Raw genomic sequence first — 20,384 nt, forward strand, 5'->3', positions numbered from 1 at the left:
TGGCAGGGCGGGCGACGTTACTTGCTTTCTACGTTGACGGCATTGCCCGAAAAAGCATTGCCGCTTTCGGTCAGGGTGCCGCCGCTGTAAACGTACACGCCGTAGTTGCGGCTGTTGCGGATGGTGCTGTTGGTCAGCTTTAACCGCCCGTTGCCGCTGACCGTGATGATCGACTCTTTGTTACCGGTATAGTAATAGCCGGAGCCACCGTATTCCGCCACAATGTGCTGCAACTCGTTATGGGTATTGTTGGTGTCGAAGTAAAGCGCCGACCAGGCCCCTTTGGCGGGACTCACGCCCACAAACTGAATTTTCTCCTGGGCAGTACCAATTGCTTTAAAGGCTCCTTTTTCGACCCATATGCCCGAATTTTCGTCAGCAAAACTCAGGATGGCGCCGGGGCGCACTTCAATCACCACATCGGTGGCGTTGATCTTGTGCGTGCCCACCATGCGGAACGGCACGTCGAGCTTTTGCCAGGTAGCGCTTTTGTCGATGTCTTCCCGGTTGTCGGCTTCCACAAACTGTAGCCCGTTGGGTGCGCTGTCGCCGCTGTAGTCGCTGGCCGCATCGAGCATGCCCAGGCTGTTGGAGTTGAGGTAGAGGGGCGCGCCCTCGTTGCCTTCGAAGGTATTATTGCCAAACGCCTCCAGTTCGCCTTCTTCAAAAACGTACAGGCCGTAATTTTTGCTGTAGCCGATGGTCGAGTTCGTGATCGTCAGCCGAGCGTCTTTGTCGACCGTTACACTGGATTCCCGGTTGCCCGTGTAGTAATACCCCGATCCGCCGTAGGCTACGGTTACGTAGCTTAATTCGTTGTTGGCGTTGCTTGTGCTGAAGTACAGCGCCGACCAGGCGCCGGGGCTTTCGACAGCTCCGGTAAAGACGATCGGTGCGGCGGCAGTGCCCACTGCTTTCAGGGCGCCTTTGTCTACCCAGATTCCCGCGTCGTCGCCTTCGAACTGGATGCGGGCACCCGCCTCTACGGTCACCACCACCGACGCATCGGTCGTTTTCGCAGTGCCTGCAATACGAAACGGCACGTTGAGCGCCGGCCACGTCGCCGATTTTTCCACGTTGCTGGCGGCCACTTGCAAAAACTGCTTGCCGTTGGCATTGCCTTCGCCGGCGTAATCCGAGGCTTTGTCCATCCACGCCATCTGGCTGGCGTGCAGGTAAGCTGCCGGGCCTTCGTTGCCCAGGAATTGATTGTCTTCCAGCATGACGCTGACCGCCTCATCGTAGAGGTAGAGGCCATAATTTTGGCTGTTGAGGAAGGTGCAGTGTTTGATGTCGGCGCGGGCCGCGTCACCCACAATCACCATTGCTTCCTGGTTGCCCAGGTAATATTCCTGGAACCCGCCGTACTCGAGGGTGACGTACTCCAGCTTGTTGGCCGGATTGTTAGAGTCGAACAGGATCGACGACCAGCTTCCGGGGCTCGCCGACGTTCCTTTGAACACGATGGGCTTGGTGGCATTGCCCACGGCCGATAGCGATCCGGTCTCTTTGGTGGCGAAACCTGACTCGGGCTGGAACTGAATGACCACCCCCGGCTCGACGGTCAGGGCGGCCGACACGTAAATATCGCCGTCTACAATGCAGTCAGGCGTGTTGGGATCGGAAAATAAGTCTTTGATGACCAGGTCGCTTTCGATGCGCTGGTCAATCAACAACGCTTCCACGTCGGTCACCGTAACAACGACGTCATCGGTCACTTCCGGGTGAACCCCGTCGCTCACGGCCAGTTGAATGGTGTAGTCGCCGGTAGCGTCGGCCACCAGTTTCGCCTTCACTTTGGTGGCATCGCTGAGGGTGGGGTTACTGCCCGACGGAGACGATTTCACGGTCCACTGGTAGGTCAGCTGATTGGTGTCGGGATCGTAAGAGCCGCTGCCGTCCAGCACAATGTCGGCGCTGATCGGCGCGGTAAAATCGTCGCCTGCATCGGCCACCGGCGGGCGACCCGGCTTGGGTTCTTCGGTTGTTTTCTTTTCGCACGCGTTGAACAGCACCAGGCCGATCAACAGTCCACATAGCGTTAGCTGTCTCATCATAAGAGGGGGTTGGAAGTTGGAATAAGTAAATAGAAAATGACTGGATCGGCACGCGACGAACGTGTCGGGAGAATCGACTCTGCGAGAGCCGTAATCCAGCGATTAAACATTATTTACAGACCCCTTTAGGGCCTTACTCACTCGCTAGAAAGGAGTGAACTGCCTTCTGAAGAAGGCGTCGAGTGAGTATAGGGCGATGAGTGGACGGGTAGTGGACTGCAATTCACTGCGCCGTACGTTGCGAAAGTAACAACACCACTTAGAAAGCAAAAACATTTACACGGAAAATTCCTCTTTTCGGGCGAAAAGGCGTAGAACTACGCATCCCCAAAAGCGGCGCTATGGATGCAACAGCCGGTAGACCGGGTAACGCCGGTACGAGGGCTCAAAGTAGGGCGAGGCGCGATAGAAAAAATCCAGTTGTGCACGGTGGTCTTGTGCAAAGGCAGCGTCCGCCTCTTTTTTCGCTTCGTACGCACGCCGGAGTGCCGGGTCGTCGGCCAGCAATTGTTCGGCAATCTCTTCGAACACATAATCCGAAAAGCCCTCTTTCTGCTGCAACACGCTGTCGAAAAAATTCCAGCTAAAGAACGAGTCAGGACCTTGCGGTTCGAGGGTTTCTACCGCAAAGCGGTTGCCCGGCTGGTCCAGCACCAACAGGTAGTCGCCTGCGTACACGGGCAACGTTTGTGTTTCGGTGCGCACTTCCGTGTTGTGATGCAGGTAATGTCCCTCGAACGGGCGCGGCAACGTCTCGAACGCGTCGAGGTAGTACACGTCCACCGCCAGCGTTGTGTCCCGCTCGAACCGTTGCAGGCGGATCTGGTTGCGTTCCAGGCGTTCCACCACGTCCCACCAAGCCTGCGGAATTACGTACGCGTAGGGCTTTTGTACCATCACGCTCGGCACGTAGTAGTTGTAAAACGGAATGGTGTCTTCGTAGGGGCGGTTGCGGTCGTACGTCAGGCGCGGCAGGCCGCTGATGCGACTCGTGACCATCTCGCCCACGTAACCCTGAAAACGCAGCGGTCGGTACTGCGACGTATCGGGTTCCCAGCGCAACGCAAACTCGGACTGTTGCTGGACACGCGCGTCGGTTTCCTGCCGGATCTGCCGGATACGACGGGCATCGCGGTGCACCAGTTCCAGCGTCGCTACCATGTACTCGTACGTCCCTGTCACCCGTTGGGCGTAGGGCTTCAGCATGTGCGACTCGGTCATGAAACTCAGCGTCCCGAACAGGGCCGTATAGCCGGTCGAGTAACGCGGCAGGTCCGGAAACTGCACGATCTGGTCAACAGGTCCCGGGCCGAAGTGGTTGACGTAGGGCGTCAGCGGAAAGCCCCGGTCGGTCATCGACCGGTTCAGGTCCGGCTCGAATACCTCGTCGAGGTACTGGCCCATCGCGCCCCCCAGCTTGTCTTTCTGCGTCGCGATGTAGGTCATCACGTACGGATAGTCGGCGCCGTTGCTCACGTGGTTTTCCAGGTAAACGTCGGGTTGCCAGGCGTGATAGATTTCATGAAACGTGCGCGCGTTCCGCGAATCGGTTTTGATGAAATCGCGGTTTAGGTCCAGGTTGCGGGCATTTCCCCGAAAGCCGTACGCTTCCGGGCCATTCTGGTTGGCGCGGCTGTAGCTACCCCGGTTCAGCGCACCATCCACGTTATAGACGGGAATGACAGCCACGACGACGTTGTCGAGCAGGCGACGCAACGATTTCTGCCGGATGAAGTCACGCATCAACATCAAGCTGGCGTCGATGCCGTCGGGTTCGCCCGGATGGATGCCGTTGTTGATCAGCCAGATTACCTTTCCCTGGTCTTTCAGGCGCGCGGGGTCGAACTCGCCGCTCTGCGAGTACACAATCAGGTGCAGCGGCTTGCCGATGTCGGTCGTGCCGTATTCCAGTACCTGAATACGCGGCGACGCGTCGGCCAGCGTCCGGGCAAATTGAATCGCTTCCTCGTAGGTTGCCGTCTGGTTGCCGTTGCCCCGTTCGTAGGGCGTTTGCAGGGATTGTGCCATGGCCGTAGAAAAGAGCAGGAAACCGAAGAGGAACGTACGCAGGATCATAAGAGCGAAGATAACGCACCTCACGTGAGTTATCGCCTTGCAGGTGAGAAAGTTGCCGATTCAACGGCCCACCGGAGGAAACGCCTGATGAATCCCCCCACCGCGACATCACAACCTCTTCCCTTCACGATTTACCGATCCAGCCATTCGCGGAACAGCGGCGCTTTGTCGCGACTTACCATCACCTCGCGGTCGGTGGCGGGCGTCAGGTAAACTTTCAGCTTGCCGTTGAAGTAAGTGTGAATGCTCTCCAGGGCATTGACGCGGGCCATAAACTGCCGGTTCAGCCGGAAAAAGAGGTTAGGGTCCAGGAACTTTTCCAGGTCGTCGAGGGTGTAGTCGATGGCGTATTTGCGGCCGGTATTCGTGTAGAGCACCACCACTTTTTCTTCGGACGTGAAGTAGGCGATTTCCTCCTGACTCACCGACAGCAGACGCTCGCCCAGCTTGACCAGGAAGCGATTTTTGTACGTAGTCTGCCCGGCCCCGGTCTGCAACGTTTGCAACAGCGCCTTCACATCGAACGAGGGCGCGGCGGCGTAGTGCTGCCGAAACTTTTCCAGGCTCCGCGCCAAGGCTTCGGCCGACACGGGCTTGAGCAAGTAGTCGACGCTGTGGACCTGAAACGCGCGGAGGGCGTATTCGTCGAAGGCCGTGGTGAAAATCACCGGATAAGGCACCGGCACCTGTTCGAAAATCTCGAACGAAAGTCCGTCGGCCAGCTGAATGTCGAACAACAGCAGATCGACTGGCGGATGCTGCGGATGCTTCAGCCACGCTACAGTTCCCTCGACGCTGTCGAGCACCTCCACCACTTCGGCCGAGGACGCCACTTCCGACAGCAGCGTTTGCAAGCGACGGGCCGCCGGGGCCTCGTCTTCGACGATCAACAGTTTCATGCGTAAGGATGAGCGCGTTCGGCCGGTTGCACCACCCGCAGCAACGGCAGGCGCACGATAAATTCCCGGTCGGTCTCCTGAAGGATTAGTTCCTGATTCGTTAAAAAGCGGTAGCGTGTGCGGATGTTGGCCAGCCCTACGCCGGTCGACTCTTCGGGGCGCACGGGTTTCCGCTGAAGCGTGTTGCGCACCACCAAGGCGTCGCCTTCCACGCCGATGTGCAAGTAGAGCGGACGCTGCCGGGAGACGATGTTGTGCTTGACGGCATTTTCGACCAGCATCTGCACCACGATGGGCGGCACCGAAGCCGCGCGCTGTTCTTCGTCAGGCACCGCCACGTCGACCCGCAGGCTCTCGGCGAAGCGAATGCGCAACAGAAACAGGTAAGCGTTGACAAAATTCAGTTCGGTAGCCAGCAGCACCACTTCCTGCGTCCGGTTTTGCAACAGATAGCGGTATACTTCCGAGAGCTTCTCGACAAACTGCACGGACAAGGCCGGATCTTCGGGAATGAGCGTAGCCAGGGTGTTCAGGCTGTTGAACAGAAAATGGGGGCTGACCTGGGTCTTGAGCGATTCCAGTTGCGACTGAACCGTCTGCCGTTTCAACTGCTCGCTTTCCACCACCGACAGTTTCCAGCGTTGAAAAAAATACGTCGCCTCGAAAATGGACGTAACGGCCGTCGTGATGATGAGCGTAAAGACCACACTCTCGAGGCCGGGCAGCTCGGGCGGTACCTGAAACACGACCCGGACCAGAATCGGGTAGAGCAGCACGTAGCCACCCACCGTGTAGGCGGTGCAGGCCAGGATCTGAAACAGCAGCCGCTGCGGTGTCTGTTGAATGGAAGGAAAACGTGCACGCAGGGCGTCGACGATCCGGCCGTTGCCGATCCAGCCAAAGGCGGTGAACAGCGTGAAGATCACCATCATGGACAGCATGCTCGACCAGGACAGCGACCGCCCGCCGAAAATCAGCGACAGCACCATGCCCAGCACCGGAATACCGATCCACTCGACCCGCCGGTCCTGGGACGTGCGACGTTTCGATGCAATCATTGAATTTGCACGGAGACGGTTTGTGCGGCGTCGCCATGCGTAAAGGTACATTCCCCGAAATCGGGCGGCCCGAAGCGGATCTTCGGATTGTTCGAGAAGCCGTACCCCTCTTTGGGGATGCCCATCATGTTGGTATCCAATTCGCCGTTGTCGTTTTCGTCGTGGAAGAGCGTGACGGCGTAGGTGCCGGCTGGTAACCCGCCCAGGTCCACCACAGCCGGGTTTCCCTTAACGGGAGCAATCAGCTTTTTGTAGGCCGCGTCGGCCTCGCGAAAGCCTTCTGGTTTATTGTACAGGGCGATGTAGAGCGCACCCGTTTCCTGTTTCAATCCTTTCACTTCCAGCGTCAGGGTGCCTTGCGCCCGCGCCATGCCGACCTGCAACACAATGCCGGTCAGGAGGAGGTATTTCCAATAGTTCATGAAGCTAAAACCCGCACACGCGTAGTTGGTTGACAAACAAACTTGATTTTTTAGGACGAGCGCCCCGGCCACCCGCCTGCTCAACCGTCCGATTTCCTTACCCAAAGGTCGGAAGCGAAGGCCGAACGGTGGGGCTTTGCGGAAATTTAACACATCACTTCCCACATTTTTCTTATTTTACCTTCTCAAATCACTCGCCTTTCTGTCATGCTCCGGCTCTCTACTCCCTACGCCTTCCGTCTGTTTGTCAGGACTTTGTTGCTGTGGTGTCTCCTGGTGGGGTGCGCCCTCGGCCCATTACGCGCCCAGGAGTTGCAGCTGGAGCGCCGCGCCATTGAACAAGACTTCATGATGGACGGCAAGCCGACCACGGCCCTCGTGGCGCGGGTGGAGGGCGATTACGATCAACTGCGCAAAATCTGGTCGGATTACACCCGTAAGAAGCTGGACATCAAATTGCAGAAGAAGGGCAATCTGTTGCAAGCCGAAAAGATCAACCTCTACGCCGTCACCGACAAGCGGGGCGATCTGCTCAGCGTGGTGTACAATGACGAAGGGCAGGCGCAACTGGCCGTGGCTTACGCCATCGGGTACGACATTTTCCTGAACAGCCGCGAGTATCCGCAGGAATTTTTTCAGTTCGAAGAGGTCGTCAACCGTTTCCTCGACGTCTATTACCGGCAGTATTACGAGAATCTGGTGAAAGAAAAGACGAGTTTGCTGAAAGACACCCGCAAACAGATCCGCAAAGCCGAACAGGGAGCCCGGTCGCTGGAAAAAGACAACCGCAAAAGTGAACGCACCTTTGCCAAAGCGCTGAAAAAAGACCCCAACGCCGAGCGCAATCCGGAGTCGCTCGCCAAAACGGAAGGCAACCTGCGCGAGATCGAGCGCCTGCGCGAACTCCGCAGTACCCTGGAAAACGAAGCCGAAGTGTACGAAGAGGAACTGCAACGGGCCAAGCTGCAATTGATCGACATCCGCTCGCGCTCAGGCAATTAAGGGAACTTTAGCCCCGTTTTTACGGTACTACTTCCGTGAAACGAATGGTATTTTTTTGCTTCCTGACCCTCTGGCTCGCGGGGTGTGGAGGCGCTCCGCTCCGCCGGGTTTTGCAACCCGCCACCCCTTACGAAAAATACGCCCGCGCCCTGCAACAGGTGCAGCTCGACGAAACCGCCCTGGGACAAGCCTGGCTAGCGGCCGGCGAACGTGCCTTGCGGGACTCGCTGGAAATCGACCTTCCTTACCGGGAGTCGGGTTACTTTCCGGCCAACGAAGCCGTGGCACTCAGCTACCGGGTGGCGCTACCCGAAGGCCAAAAGCTGCGGGTAAAAGTAGAAACCGAAGCAAATCAACCGCTGGACGTGTTTGTCGACCTTTTCCGGCAGGAGGACCAGAAGGCGAAGCCCCTCGTCTCGGCCGACTCCTCGCTGACCTTCGAATACGAAGTCGACGAAACCGGTGCGTACCTGATCCGCGTGCAGCCCGAGCTGCTGCGCAGCGGTCGCTACGACATCTACATCACGCAACAACCGGTCTTGTCTTTTCCGGTCGAAGGCGGCTCGAACCGCAGTGTGCAGAGCTTTTGGGGTGCGGCGCGCGACGGCGGCGGACGGCGCCACGAAGGCATCGATATTTTTGCCAAACGGGGCACGCCGGCACTGGCGGCCGTCAACGGCCGGGTAAGTCGCGTCGGCACAACGCGGCTGGGCGGCAAAGTGGTCTGGATCACCGACCTGGAACGGGGACAAAGCCTTTATTACGCGCACCTCGACAGCCAGCTGGTGCAGATAGGGCAGCGCGTCACGCCCGGCGATACGGTAGGGCTCGTCGGCAACACCGGCAACGCGCGCACCACACCGCCACACCTGCATTTCGGCATCTACCGGTTCGGGCAGGGCGCGATTGATCCGTACGCCTTTGTCCAGCAGTTTCCGCAGGAGACCATCGCCCCTGCCACGACGCCCACCGTGCCGCTCGCGTGGCAACGCACCGGTCGCCAGTCGGTCAACCTTCGCACCGGCCCCGGCACCGACCATACCGTGATCCGTACCTGCACACCGCACACGCCCCTGCAAGTGCTGGCAGCGACCGGCGACTGGGAACGCATTCGCCTGCCCGACGGCACCGAAGGCTATCTTTTTCACACGCTGGTTGAACCCCTCACCCGCCCCATCCGGCAATGGGTTACGTCCGACGCTTCCCGGCCGTTGCTGGATACGCCGCGACCGGACGCGCCGCTGATCCAATACCTCCCGACCGAAACTTCGGTCGCCATCCTGGCAGAATTCAATGATTTCGCCCTGGCCGACGTCGCCGGGCAATGGGGATGGGTGCAGCAACCCAAAAGCTGAAACCCTTTTTCTTTCGCTTACGTATTTGCAACCACGTTGCAAGTAGTTACCTTTGCTGTATGCGTTTATCCGCTTTAGGAATCGGGCTTTTGTGCATGGTGCTGAGCGCCTGCCAGCCGGGCAATGGCCCGAGCGACCGGCCCCTGATTTTACAGACCGGCACGTTGCCTACTACGCTGAGTGTGCCGAACACGCTCCGGTTGTCTCTAAAGTTTGTGGACGACCAGGGCCTGGCGTCCTACGACTGGGCGGTCCAGCCGGTGTTCGATACGCTGCTGTTTCGCAGTTCGCCGTACGGTTACCCCGCTTACACCTTTCAGGTGCCGCTGGCCGGGCAGATTGTCGATCAGCAGGATTCGCTGGTGTTTAGCACCGACGAAATTCCCGGTACGTATCAGCTAAGTGTGGTGGGCATCGATGCGGAAGGGGCTCGTTCCGACTCGCTGACGCATACGCTGACGCTGGAAAATCCGCGGTTCCCTGTCCTGACGCTCCGGGCGCCCATCAACAGCCGGACGCAGTTGTCGACTTCGGTTGGCGATACGCTGGTGGCGCGTGGCACCGTTTCCGATCAGGAAGGACTCAGCAGCCTGGCGCTTCGCCTGTTCGTTACGCGCGACTCGACGCCGGTGGCCGCTTATCACCACACCTTCCCCGTCGAAAACCTCACGACGTACGACTTTGTCGACAGCCTGTTTCTACAGGCCGATTCGCTTACTGCCGACAGTTTGTACACGCTGGAAGTAACGGTACGCGACCTGCAACAACAGGAAATTAAACGTTGGACCCGACTCAAAATCTCGCATCCCTGATGGATCACCACCATAAACTTGGCTTTTCTGTATCGCTGTTGTGCGCCGTACACTGCATCACGCTACCGCTTCTGCTGACGGTCCTGCCGCTGGTAGGCAGTGAATGGGCCGCCGACCAGCGCCTTGAATGGGGTCTGATGCTCATCAGCCTCCCGATTGCCGCCTATACCCTTGGTAAAGATTTTCAGCAGCACCACCGGCCGGGGGCACTCTGGCTAGCAGGATTGGGCTTTCTGGGCATTCTGGGCGGGCACCTTCTGTTGCAACACCATGCGTTCACACACGTGGTCGCGGGCCTCGGCGGTTTGCTGGTGGCCGTGGCCTTCTGGCTGAACTGGCGCTACCGCCCCCACTGTGCCGTGGAAAAATAAAATAGATCTTCGTGATAAACCGAAAAAGGCCGCTTCTTTTCAGGAGCGGCCTTTTTGTATGAAGAAAGGTTCGAAGCTTAATTGAAGATGTAGCGCAGCCCGACTTGCATGGCCCAACGCGACTGCAGACCGGGATCGACCTGGAAAGACTCACGCAACGGCTCGCCCCGTAACATCGGGAACTGATATGTGGGGTTGCCCTCTGCATCGAAGCCGGTAAAATCGATCAGGCCCGAGCGGGTCGGCGTGCGCAGCAGCCCCCATTGCGAACTGAGCAGGTTCGCCACGTTGAAAATGTCCAGGCTCAACTGTAACGTGTTGCGTTTGCCTCCGGCGTTCACGTAGAAGTCCTGCAACACGCGGAAGTCGAACTGACTCTGCCACGGATATTGCGCTCCGTTCCGCTCGGCATACTGCCCACGGCGGTTTTGCAGGTAGGGGTCCTGGCTGATGAAGGCATCCAGATCGGCCCACTGTTGCGCGGCCGAATAGGTCACGTCGCCGCTGCTGTTCCGGATGTCCACCAGGTTGATTTCCCCTTGGTTGGCCGGTACGTAAATCAGGTCGTTGCTGGTTTGTCCGTCGCCGTTCAGGTCACGCGAGTACGTGTAAGAGTAGCGCGCGCCAAACGGTGCGCTCAGGCCCGGCGCACCCGTGTAGACCAGCGAAACGGTCGTCGCCATCGAATTCAGGTACTCTTTTTTGTACGACACACTGCCCACGACATAATGCTTGCGCAGGAAGTTGGAGTAGCTCACCGCGTTGTCGTTCGGGTCGCCGGAAATCTGCCGATCGCGCCAGATCGACTGGGCAATCGACCCCCCGTCGTTCACCGAACGCGAATCGGTGTAGGTATACGCCAGGCTGGCGAAGAACCCGCTCATAAACGTTTTCTGCACCTGCACCGTGGTAAACCACGAATACCCTTTGTTGGTATTCCGCATCAGGATGGCGTCCGTCACCGCGCTGTTGATGCGCGAGTTGGCACGCGCCGGATTTCCCAACGAATCTACCGTATAATAAATGTAGCGGTTGTCCGGCCCTTGCAAACGCAGGCTCGACTCCGGCAGGTTAATGTTCTGGTGGTACACAGAATTCAGGTCTTTGGTGATGGCCCCCTCTACCGTGATGGCAAGGCCACCGGGCAGGCGCTGGTCGATCGCCAGGTTGCTGCGCCACACCTGCGGGAACTTGAAGTTCCGGTCCGTAACCGCCAGGTTGTAGCTGCTGTTCGGCAGACGGTCGGGCGGAATGTAGGCATTCACGTCAGGATTGAACTGGTACTGATAGAGCGGTGCATCGACCGTACCGCGGGCATCAAGCGAGCCGAACAGCACGCCGTTGTTGCTGGCCTGGTTCGAGATCCACACGTACGGCACACGACCGGTGAAAATGCCCGTACCACCCCGGATCTGCGTTGATTTGTCTCCTTTCACGTCCCAGTTAAAGCCCAGGCGCGGCGACCACAACAACTGCGACTTCTGCACGCGATCGGTCAGGATCTGATAGCCATCCCGGAAAGAAAGCGCAGCGGCCGATTCGTTCCGCGCAATTTCCTGGTTGATGATGGGAATGTCGACGCGCAAGCCGCCCGTGATGCGCAGCGTAGGCGTGGCCTGAAATTCGTCTTGTGCATAAAAAGCCAATTGACTGGCTTTGGTTTCTACCAGCGGGAACGAGCCGTCCGGATTGGTCGACCACCGCAACTGATAGCGCAGCGGGCCGGAAACGTAGCCGTTCGGGTTAGTGGCCGAAATGGAATCCGGGTTGGTCACGCCATTGGCACTGTTGTAAAAGTCCTCGAACGTGTTGAACTGAAACTGACCGTAGTAGGTCGGCGCAAACCCGTTTTCAAACTTGTAGAACTCGTTGTATGTGCCCAGCGTCAGCGTGTGCTTGCCGGCGAAATAGGTCACGTTGTCCGAAATCTGGAACGTGTTGGTATTCAGGATGTTGTTTGCCGAAAAAGGCTCGTAGCCGAACGCCGTCGATTGCAGACCGCTGCCGTTGCCGATGTCCACCAGCGGAAAAATTCCCCCGCTGCTTTCGCGGAAATCGCGCATGGCCGTAAAGCCCGCCTGAAACTTGTTCGACAGTTTGTTCCCCAGGTTGCTGTTCAGCTCCCCGATGATCGAATTCATGTTGTTGTTGATCCGGTAGAACGCCGCCAGGAAGGGCAGGTTCGTGTTGGAAGGCCCCCGCCCGTTGCTTAGCGCGCCGCTCGAACTGGGGTTCACGTCGCGGTACGACTTCAGGTAGTAATAGTTGAGCGTCAGGACGTGATTCTTCGATACGTTGAAGTCCAGCCGCGCCGTCAGCTTATCGCTGTCGGAACGGAGCGTGTAGTTTTCATAAGGACCGGGATCGTACCCGTATTTCTCCCGCAAAAAGGTGCTCAACTGGTCCAGATCGGCCGCCGACACCGCCGACACATCGCTACCGGACAGGCCGGGCCGCGACGCCACGTAGTTGGGCGAAGGCGGATCGCCGCGGCGCTGCATCTCACCGTTTACGAAGAAAAACAGTTTGTTTTTCAGGATGGGGCCGCCCACCCGGAAGCCCTTGTTGTTCAGCGTGAAGCTAGGCAGCGGACTGTCGCTGCCATCGAGTTTCTTGCCGATAAACGGCGAGTCGCCAAAGTTCCGCGTGAAGTAGTAGAGCGAGCCCGAGAACTCGTTGGTACCGCTGCGCGTCACGGCGTTGATGCCCGCGCCGGTAAACGTGCCCTGCGTTACGTCGTAAGGCGAAAGGTTGACCTGAATTTCTTCGATGGCGTCGAGCGAAATCGGCTCCGAGTTGGTTTGTCCCCCGATGGTTCCGGCCAGGCCAAACACGTTGTTGAACAGCGCACCGTTGATCGTAATGTTGTTGTAGCCCGCGTTGCGTCCGCCGAACGTGTTGTTGGCGCCCGCTTGCGGCGTGAGGCGCGTGTAATCGCTCAGGCTGCGGCTGATGGTGGGCAATTGGGTAATCTCCTCGTTCGAGAAGTTACTGCCCGCCCCCGTCCGGCCGGAGTTGAACACGTCGTCGGCCTGGCCGGTCACGACGATCTCTGCCAGTTGCGTGCTCTCTTCGCTCAGCGTAAAAGCAAAGCGACGGTTTTCGCCCAGCGAGAGGTTTACGTTATTTTCTTCGAGCGGCGCATACCCGACAAACGATACCTGAATCAGGTAAGGGCCTCCAATCCGCATGTTCTGGAGGGTGAACCGACCACTGGCGTCGGTAATGGTGCCGTACTCCGTACCGGTGGGCTGGTGCCGGGCCAGGATGGTTGCCCCCGGCAGCGATTCGCCCGTTTGATCTGCCACGGTGCCACTGATGCTGGCGGTGGTTACCCCCTGTGCCCATACGCCACGCGGGAGACCCATCCCGAACCCTAGACAGATCAGGATTAGAATGAATAATTGTTTTTTCATGCAAAAAACAAGGAAAGGGAAAGTGAATGATACTTTAACTAGAACGAGATATAAAAAAATGGTTATTGCAATATTCTAACGTTGCACACATTGCAATTTCGCCGCGAAAGTAGACGATTGTCCGGAAAGTAACGTCATCCGCAGATGAAGCAATTGTTAAATCGGTAGCGTGGTGGAAGAGAGTAAAACGGACGCTATACGCCACGAGAAGGACTTTATAAAAGTAAACGGATCATGCGAAGATTACAACAGCAAGGCCGGAAGCATGCGGCGACGAACCCGATCCGCAGCGCTTTTCCAAACACATCCAAAATATAACTATTTCAATTCAGAAGAATTGATGATGGATGGGCCGATCATAGGTGACCCGCGTGCGATCCGGTGCAAAATCCAGTCCCAACGTATGTTGTTATGAATCTTTTTTCCTGTAAAAAAAACCACACGAACAACTCTTTTTTTACGATCTTATTACTTTTTAAAAAGACCATTTTATGAGGCTTGGCCCTGATAAAGAGAACACAGGGATTGCTGCTGCTTATTGTTAACAAAAAAATAATAAACCTTCCCCCCTTTATCTTACGCATGAGCTACCTTTGCGGCAGAAAAATTGGTGGTTTTTTGGCTCCATGCAGCGGGGTCAATTTTATCCTTTTACAAGCTTATCATTTAATGAAAAATGTTTACGCAGTTGTCAGGCTTCTGACGCTTTCGCTGATCTTTTTCAGCACTCAGACGGGTTGGGCACAAGGTGTCACAACCTCCTCGTTGGTGGGGCAGGTGACCGACGCCAGTGGCGAGGGACTTCCCGGAGCTACGATCGTTGCCGTGCACGAGCCCTCGGGCACACGCTACGGAGCCGCTACGCAGACCGACGGCCGCTTTTCGATCCCCGGCATGCGGGTGGGCGGCCCTTACCGGGTGGAGATTTCGTTTGTCGGGTACCAGCCCGAAGTGCGCACAGGCATCAACCTGGGCTTAGGTAACGCAGTCACGTTGGACATTACGCTAGGAGAAGATAACATGCAGCTTGAGGAGGTCGTCATCACGGCCGAAGGAAGCGATGTTTTCAACTCGGAGCGGACAGGCGCCGCGCTGAACATCGACCAGGAGCGCATTCAGGCATTGCCGACTATCTCGCGCGACATCAACGATTTTACGCGCCTGACACCGCAGAGCAACGGAACCAGCTTCGCCGGCCGCGATAATCGTTTCAATAACTACACCATCGACGGTAACATCTACAACAACAACTTCGGGTTGGGTTCGTCGCAGTTTGCCGGAGGAAATCCCATTTCGCTCGATGCCATTCAGGAGGTACAGGTGAACCTGGCGCCTTACGACGTGCGTCAGGGTGGCTTTACCGGAGCCAACGTCAACGCCATTACCCGTTCGGGAACCAACGAATTTGAAGGATCGGCTTATGTCTTTTTCCGCAACGACCAGTTGGTAGGCGACAAGGTCGACGACCAGTTGCTGAGCAAAGGCGAGTCGCGTAACACCATCTACGGTGTGCGTCTTGGTGGCCCCATCCTGAAGAACAAACTATTCTTCTTTGTGAGCTACGAGCAGGAGAAAGAACAGGTACCGAGCTTCCAGAAACGTGCGCTGCGCCCCGGCGAAACGCCCGACGGCATTACCATCTCGCGCGTACCGGCCGAGCGCCTCGATTTCGTAAGCCAGCAGTTGCAAAGCCTGTATGGATACAACACCGGTGCTTACGAAGGCTACTCGTTCGCTTCCGAAGGCAAGCGTTTCAACGCGCGTCTGGACATGAACATTAACGAGAACCACAAAGCGTCGGTCCGGTACAACATCTATACGGCCTTCCGTGACATACCGACCAACGGCAACTCCGTACGCTTCATCAGCACCCGCTACCGCAATACGGACCGGACGGGCATTGAGGCGATGAATTTCCGGAATACCAACTATACGAACGACGTTCAGGTTTCTTCGATTACGGGCGAACTGAACTCTCGCCTGAGCAACAAAATCGCCAACCAATTGAACGTAGGGTACACGTCAACGACTGACCCTAGACGCGGCATCCCCGGCGAGCAGGATTTCCCGTTTGTGGAAGTGATGGAACCGAACGACGCCGGACAACTTCAGTACTACTTCTCGATCGGGAACGAACTGTATTCGGTAGGTAACCTCCTGGAGAACAAGATCTTCAACATTACCGACAACCTGACGGTATTCTCGGGAGCGCACACGATGACGTTCGGGGTGAACTACGAATACATGACGTTCGACAACGCGTTCAACCCGGTTTTCAACGGTTTCTACCGCTTCAACAGCTACGATTCCTTTGTGGAGTCGGTGATTAACCGCAACCCTAACGTGTACCCCGATGCGTTTGCACAGTCGTACGCTTTCGACGGCAGCACGACGCCTCCTACCGACCAGACGCGTTTCAGCCAGATCGGTGTCTATGCGCAAGACGAATTTCAGGTTACGCCCAACCTCAAGCTGACGGGTGGTCTGCGCATCGACCTGCCTTCGTACCCGATGAACCTGCCGCGCAACCAGGCTTTGGATGCGCTGAATGTAACGTTTACCAATCCGATCGACGGTTCAACCATCGTTCCGAACGTTGCTGAGTTCCCGAAAGTGAAGCCGTTGTTCTCGCCACGTGTCGGGTTTAACTGGGACGTGAACGGCGACCGTACGACGCAAGTACGCGGCGGTACGGGTATCTTCTCGGGTCGTATTCCGTTTGTGTGGCTCTCGAACCAGGTGAACGGCAGCGGCGTGATCCGCGGCGGCGTAGGGTACGAAGGCCAGGAGGTGATCGACCAAGGTATTCTGTTCAACCCTGACATCAACGCCAACCGGCCGCAGCCGGGCGAAGCACAACTCAGCAACGAACTGAACATTACGGACCGCGATTTCAGACTGCCCCAGACCTGGCGGAGCAACCTGGCCGTAGACCAGCAGCTGCCGTTCGGCATTACGGGTACGCTCGAAGGGATCTACAGCCGCGACGTCTCTACGCCGATCGCCGTTAACCCGGTGCTGGCCGAGCCGGATGCTACCCTGAATGGCGCCGACCAGCGTCCTACCTACTCGCAGTACTCGAATAGCGAGCAGTTCCGCAACGTGTTTTACCTGACCAACGCCGACAAGCAAGGCGATTATTACTCGCTGACCGCACAGTTGCAAAAGCAGTTCAACAGTGGCTTCTACGTCAGCCTGGCGTATACCCGCAGCCGCTCACGCGATTACGGCCTGGATGGCGGTTCGCAGGCGATTTCACTCTGGTCGGCAGTGGTGAAAGAAAACCGCAACGATCCGGAGATCAGCTTCACACGCTTCGATCAGCCGAACCGCTTTGTGGGTGTGCTGTCGTACCAAAAGAACAACACCACCATCTCGCTGTTCTACAACGGCGGCGAAGCCGGTCGTTTCAGCTACACGTATTCGGGCGACTTTGGCGACAATGCCCAGCGTCTGATCTACGTGCCGCGCGATGCCAGTGAAATCAACTTCCAGGAGTTCACCAGCGGCGACGAAACGTATACGCCGCAAGAGCAAGCCGATTTGTTCTTCAACTACGTTGATCAGGACGATTACCTCAGCCAGAAGCGCGGTGAGGTGGTTGATCGCAACGGCGCAAAACTGCCTTGGCTGCACCGCTTCGATTTCCGTCTCCTGAACGATCTGCCGATCACGAAAAATGGCAAGCACAAGCTTCAGGTTTCGCTGGACATCCTCAACATCGGGAACCTGATCAACAACAGCTGGGGCGTGACCATGACGCCGATCCAGAGCAACATTTTGAACTACCGTGGCACCAACGCGGAAGGCGAGCCTGTCTACACCCTGGCGCTGCGCCCGGGCACCAACCAGCCGCTTACGCAAACGTTCCAGCCGATCTACGGCCTGTCACAAACCTGGAGTGCTCAGCTAGGCCTGCGCTACCTATTCAACTAACATGTAGTTTACTTCATAAAAAAGGCGATCCGGTTTGCGGATCGCCTTTTTTGTTGGTTTGTAGTCTGTATTGTCTGTCTGTTTTCGGTTTGCCCTTAATGGGCTTCCAGCCAGTTGTCGCCCACACCCACGCCGATTTCCATCGGGACGGACAGGGGCAGCGCGTTTTTCATGAACTCCGTCACATGGGTTTTCAGGACGTCGATCTCGTCGCGGTGCGCATCGAACACCAGTTCGTCGTGTACCTGGAGGATCATCCGCGACTGTAGCTTTTCTTTCTTCATCCAGTCGTGAATGCGGATCATGGCGATCTTGATCATGTCGGCGGCCGTTCCCTGAATGGGGGCGTTGATGGCGTTGCGCTCGGCGAAGCCGCGCATGGTCTGGTTACGGGAGTTGATGTCGGGCAGGTAGCGCCGGCGGCCCAACAGCGTCGAAACGTATTCGTCCTGCCGCGCCTTTTCGATGGCGCTGTCCATGTAGGCTTTCACCGCCGCAAATTCCTTGAAGTACGATTTGATAATGTCGCTGGCCTCCTGCCGCGACAGGTACAGCCGCTGTGCCAGTCCGAAGGCCGACACTCCGTAGATGATGGCAAAGTTGACCGTCTTCGCGTTGCGCCGCATTTCAGGCGTTACTTCGTCGAGCGCTACGCCGTAGACTTTGGCGGCGGTGTTGGTGTGGATGTCCAGCCCCTTGCGAAACGCCTCGATCATGCTTTCGTCGCCACTGAAGTCGGCCATAATCCGAAGTTCGATCTGAGAATAGTCGGCCGCGAAGATGACGTGGTCCTGGTCGCGGGGCACAAACGCCTTGCGGATTTCGCGGCCCTGTTCCGTCCGGATCGGGATGTTTTGCAGGTTCGGGTTGGTCGACGACAGACGCCCCGTGGCCGTGACCGCCTGGTTGAACGACGTGTGCACCCGCCCCGTGCTGGTATGAATTAGTTGCGGCAACGCATCCACGTAGGTCGAACGGAGTTTCTGCAACTCCCGGTAGTCGAGGATGTCGCGCACAATGGCGTGCTCGGACACAAACGACGAAAGCACCTTTTCGTTGGTGGCGTACTGCCCCGACTTGGTTTTTTTGGGCTTATCGGCAATTTTGAGCTTGTCGAACAAAATTTCGCCGAGTTGTTTGGGCGACCCGATGTTGAACGTCTCGCCGGCTTCTTCGTAAATGCGTTTTTCGATCTGGGCGGCGTTTTCGCTCAGCAGTTGCGAAAGTTCGGCCAGCGCATTCGGGTCGATCTTCACCCCCGCCGCCTCCATGTCGGACAGCACCGGTACGAGCGGGCACTCCACTTCGTACATCAGCTTTTCGTAGCCTTGTTCTTTGAGCCGGGGCGCAAACACCGTTTTGAGTTGCAGCGTGACGTCGGCATCTTCTCCGGCGTACTCCACCACCTCTTTCACCGGCACTTCGCGCATCGTCTTCTGGTCCTTCCCACGCTTCCCGATCAGCGATTCGATCGAAACGGGTTGGTAGTTCAGGTAATTTTCGGCCAGCACGTCCATGTTGTGCCGCATTTCGGGTTCCAGCAGGTAGTGGGCCAGCATGGTATCGAACAGCGGGCCTTTCACGTCGATGCTGTAACAGTTCAGCACCGTAATGTCGAATTTTAAATTCTGCCCGATTTTCAGGATGCGTTCGTCTTCCAGTACTTCCCGAAACTCGTCGGCAATGGCCCGGGCTTCGGCCTGGTCGGCCGGAAGCGGCACGTAGTAGGCCTCGCGCGGGTGCCACGAGAACGACATCCCCACCAGTTCGGCATCAATCGGATCGATGCCGGACGTTTCGGTATCGAAGCAAAACTCTTTCTGTTTTTTCAGGTGCTCGACCAGCGTACGCCGCAGTTCGGGCGTGTCCATCAGGTAATAATGGTGCCGCACCGACTCGATGGTGTCGCGGCCGGTGAGTTGTAGGGTGTCGGGGCCGTCTTCTTCGGCCACGTCAACCTCCGCCGCCGAAGACGCCGAGAACAGATCCATCTGTCCGGCGCTTTTTCCTTTTTTTCGGGTTTTGGTCGGCGGATCGGGCGCGACCACTCCCAGCACCCGACGTGCCAGCGAGCGGAACTCCAGTTCTTCAAACACTTCGGCCAACGCGTCACGGTTCAGCTCCGAACAGCAGAACGCATCGGCCTGAAACGCGATCGGTACGTCGATGTCGATCGTTGCCAACTGTTTCGACAAAATGGCCTGGTCGGCAAATTCGGTGACGCGCTCTTTCAGCTTCCCTTTCAGTTCGCCGGCGTTGGCGATGATGTTCTCGACCGAGCCGTATTCGCCGATGAGCTTGATGGCGGTCTTCTCGCCCACCCCCGGAATCCCCGGAATGTTGTCGACCGCATCGCCCTGCAACCCCAGAATGTCGGTTACCTGCTCAACGCGCTCGATATTCCACCGCGCCAGCACCTCGGGTACGCCCCAAATTTCCACGCCTTTGCCCATGTACGAAGGCTTGTAGAGGTAGACGCCCTTCTGCACCAACTGGCTGTAGTCTTTGTCGGGGGTCATCATGTAGACTTCGAACCCTTCCTGCGCGGCCTTGTGCGCCAGGGTGCCAATCACGTCGTCGGCCTCGAATCCGTCTACTTTCAGGATGGGAATGTCGAATCCCTGGATGATCTTTTTGATGTAGGGCATCCCGGCCGAAATGTCTTCGGGCTGTGCATCGCGCTGCGCTTTGTACGCCTCGAACTGCTCGTGGCGGAAGGTCGGGGTCGAACTTTCGAACGCCACCCCGATGTGGGTCGGGCGCTCTTTTTCCAGGATTTCGAGCAAGGCATTGGTAAAGCCGAAAACGGCCCCGGTGTTCAGGCCTTTGGAGTTGACACGGGGTGATTTGCTGAAGGCGAAATGCGCACGATAGATCAGCGCCATCGCATCCAACAGGAATAATTTGGGAGGTTGACTCATGTACCGAAGGTAGCGGATTTTGCGAAGGACGACATCGCTTTCCGCGAAAAAACGGGGGT

At 57.3% G+C, this 20,384-nt stretch carries 12 protein-coding genes; 5 read left to right on the top strand and 7 right to left on the bottom strand.

The window, feature by feature from the left end; all coding sequences use genetic code 11:
- Positions 1-17: 17 nt before the first annotated feature.
- The 5 genes from BLR44_RS08060 to BLR44_RS08080 all read right to left on the bottom strand — a co-directional run bounded on the left by BLR44_RS08060 (position 18) and on the right by BLR44_RS08080 (position 6,512).
- Positions 18-2,057 (bottom strand): right-handed parallel beta-helix repeat-containing protein, encoded by a 2,040-nt coding sequence (locus BLR44_RS08060; protein WP_143017181.1) that lies wholly within the window; start codon positions 2,055-2,057, stop codon positions 18-20.
- 339 nt (positions 2,058-2,396) lie between these two features.
- Positions 2,397-4,133 (bottom strand): M14 family zinc carboxypeptidase, encoded by a 1,737-nt coding sequence (locus BLR44_RS08065; protein ID WP_089681138.1) that lies wholly within the window; start codon positions 4,131-4,133, stop codon positions 2,397-2,399.
- A gap of 131 nt (positions 4,134-4,264) precedes the next feature.
- Positions 4,265-5,032 carry a LytR/AlgR family response regulator transcription factor gene (locus tag BLR44_RS08070; RefSeq protein ID WP_089681140.1) on the bottom strand — a complete coding sequence of 256 codons (768 nt, stop codon included), beginning with the start codon at positions 5,030-5,032 and terminating at the stop codon, positions 4,265-4,267.
- A complete protein-coding gene (locus BLR44_RS08075; protein WP_176955946.1) occupies positions 5,029-6,090 on the bottom strand; it encodes a sensor histidine kinase in 1,062 nt (353 codons plus the stop codon). Before BLR44_RS08075 ends, BLR44_RS08070 begins: the two co-directional genes overlap by 4 nt.
- Positions 6,087-6,512, bottom strand: coding sequence for a DUF2141 domain-containing protein (locus tag BLR44_RS08080; RefSeq protein ID WP_089681144.1), 426 nt, complete (start codon positions 6,510-6,512; stop codon positions 6,087-6,089). Before BLR44_RS08080 ends, BLR44_RS08075 begins: the two co-directional genes overlap by 4 nt.
- Before the next feature lie 207 nt (positions 6,513-6,719).
- On the opposite strand from BLR44_RS08080, the gene BLR44_RS08085 reads away from it, so the two are divergent.
- The 4 genes from BLR44_RS08085 to BLR44_RS08100 are packed head-to-tail and all read left to right on the top strand — an operon-like array spanning position 6,720 to position 10,052.
- A complete protein-coding gene (locus BLR44_RS08085; protein WP_143017182.1) occupies positions 6,720-7,514 on the top strand; it encodes a hypothetical protein in 795 nt (264 codons plus the stop codon).
- Positions 7,515-7,558: 44 nt separating this feature from the next.
- Positions 7,559-8,869 carry a peptidoglycan DD-metalloendopeptidase family protein gene (locus BLR44_RS08090; protein WP_089681148.1) on the top strand — a complete coding sequence of 437 codons (1,311 nt, stop codon included), beginning with the start codon at positions 7,559-7,561 and terminating at the stop codon, positions 8,867-8,869.
- 59 nt (positions 8,870-8,928) lie between these two features.
- Positions 8,929-9,681 (top strand): hypothetical protein, encoded by a 753-nt coding sequence (locus tag BLR44_RS08095; RefSeq protein ID WP_143017183.1) that lies wholly within the window; start codon positions 8,929-8,931, stop codon positions 9,679-9,681.
- Positions 9,681-10,052 (top strand): MerC domain-containing protein, encoded by a 372-nt coding sequence (locus BLR44_RS08100; RefSeq protein ID WP_089681152.1) that lies wholly within the window; start codon positions 9,681-9,683, stop codon positions 10,050-10,052. Before BLR44_RS08095 ends, BLR44_RS08100 begins: the two co-directional genes overlap by 1 nt.
- Before the next feature lie 77 nt (positions 10,053-10,129).
- Here BLR44_RS08100 and BLR44_RS08105 read toward each other — a convergent pair whose 3' ends face one another.
- The gene (locus BLR44_RS08105) at positions 10,130-13,468 is read right to left on the bottom strand and encodes a TonB-dependent receptor (RefSeq protein ID WP_089681154.1); all 3,339 of its coding nucleotides are present in this window, start codon (positions 13,466-13,468) and stop codon (positions 10,130-10,132) included.
- Between the two features lie 669 nt (positions 13,469-14,137).
- Between BLR44_RS08105 and BLR44_RS08115 the strand changes: the two genes are divergently transcribed.
- On the top strand, positions 14,138-17,404 hold the full coding sequence (locus tag BLR44_RS08115) for a TonB-dependent receptor (protein WP_089681159.1): 3,267 nt from the start codon (positions 14,138-14,140) through the stop codon (positions 17,402-17,404).
- Between the two features lie 95 nt (positions 17,405-17,499).
- Here BLR44_RS08115 and polA read toward each other — a convergent pair whose 3' ends face one another.
- Positions 17,500-20,325, bottom strand: a complete 2,826-nt coding sequence (gene polA / locus BLR44_RS08120) for a DNA polymerase I (RefSeq protein ID WP_089681160.1) — start codon at positions 20,323-20,325, stop codon at positions 17,500-17,502.
- Positions 20,326-20,384: the final 59 nt, after the last annotated feature.

This window comes from Catalinimonas alkaloidigena, from assembly GCF_900100765.1.
Classification (GTDB): Bacteria; Bacteroidota; Bacteroidia; order Cytophagales; family Flexibacteraceae; genus Mooreia; species Mooreia alkaloidigena.

Coding starts and splice junctions, on each gene's coding strand:
- BLR44_RS08080 (WP_089681144.1), bottom strand. CDS start 6,512: ATGAACTATTGGAAATACCTCCTCCTGACCGGCATTGTGTTGCAGGTC.
- BLR44_RS08075 (WP_176955946.1), bottom strand. CDS start 6,090: ATGATTGCATCGAAACGTCGCACGTCCCAGGACCGGCGGGTCGAGTGG.
- BLR44_RS08085 (WP_143017182.1), top strand. CDS start 6,720: ATGCTCCGGCTCTCTACTCCCTACGCCTTCCGTCTGTTTGTCAGGACT.
- BLR44_RS08095 (WP_143017183.1), top strand. CDS start 8,929: ATGCGTTTATCCGCTTTAGGAATCGGGCTTTTGTGCATGGTGCTGAGC.
- BLR44_RS08090 (WP_089681148.1), top strand. CDS start 7,559: ATGGTATTTTTTTGCTTCCTGACCCTCTGGCTCGCGGGGTGTGGAGGC.
- BLR44_RS08105 (WP_089681154.1), bottom strand. CDS start 13,468: ATGAAAAAACAATTATTCATTCTAATCCTGATCTGTCTAGGGTTCGGG.
- polA (WP_089681160.1), bottom strand. CDS start 20,325: ATGAGTCAACCTCCCAAATTATTCCTGTTGGATGCGATGGCGCTGATC.
- BLR44_RS08065 (WP_089681138.1), bottom strand. CDS start 4,133: ATGATCCTGCGTACGTTCCTCTTCGGTTTCCTGCTCTTTTCTACGGCC.
- BLR44_RS08070 (WP_089681140.1), bottom strand. CDS start 5,032: ATGAAACTGTTGATCGTCGAAGACGAGGCCCCGGCGGCCCGTCGCTTG.
- BLR44_RS08115 (WP_089681159.1), top strand. CDS start 14,138: ATGAAAAATGTTTACGCAGTTGTCAGGCTTCTGACGCTTTCGCTGATC.
- BLR44_RS08100 (WP_089681152.1), top strand. CDS start 9,681: ATGGATCACCACCATAAACTTGGCTTTTCTGTATCGCTGTTGTGCGCC.
- BLR44_RS08060 (WP_143017181.1), bottom strand. CDS start 2,057: ATGATGAGACAGCTAACGCTATGTGGACTGTTGATCGGCCTGGTGCTG.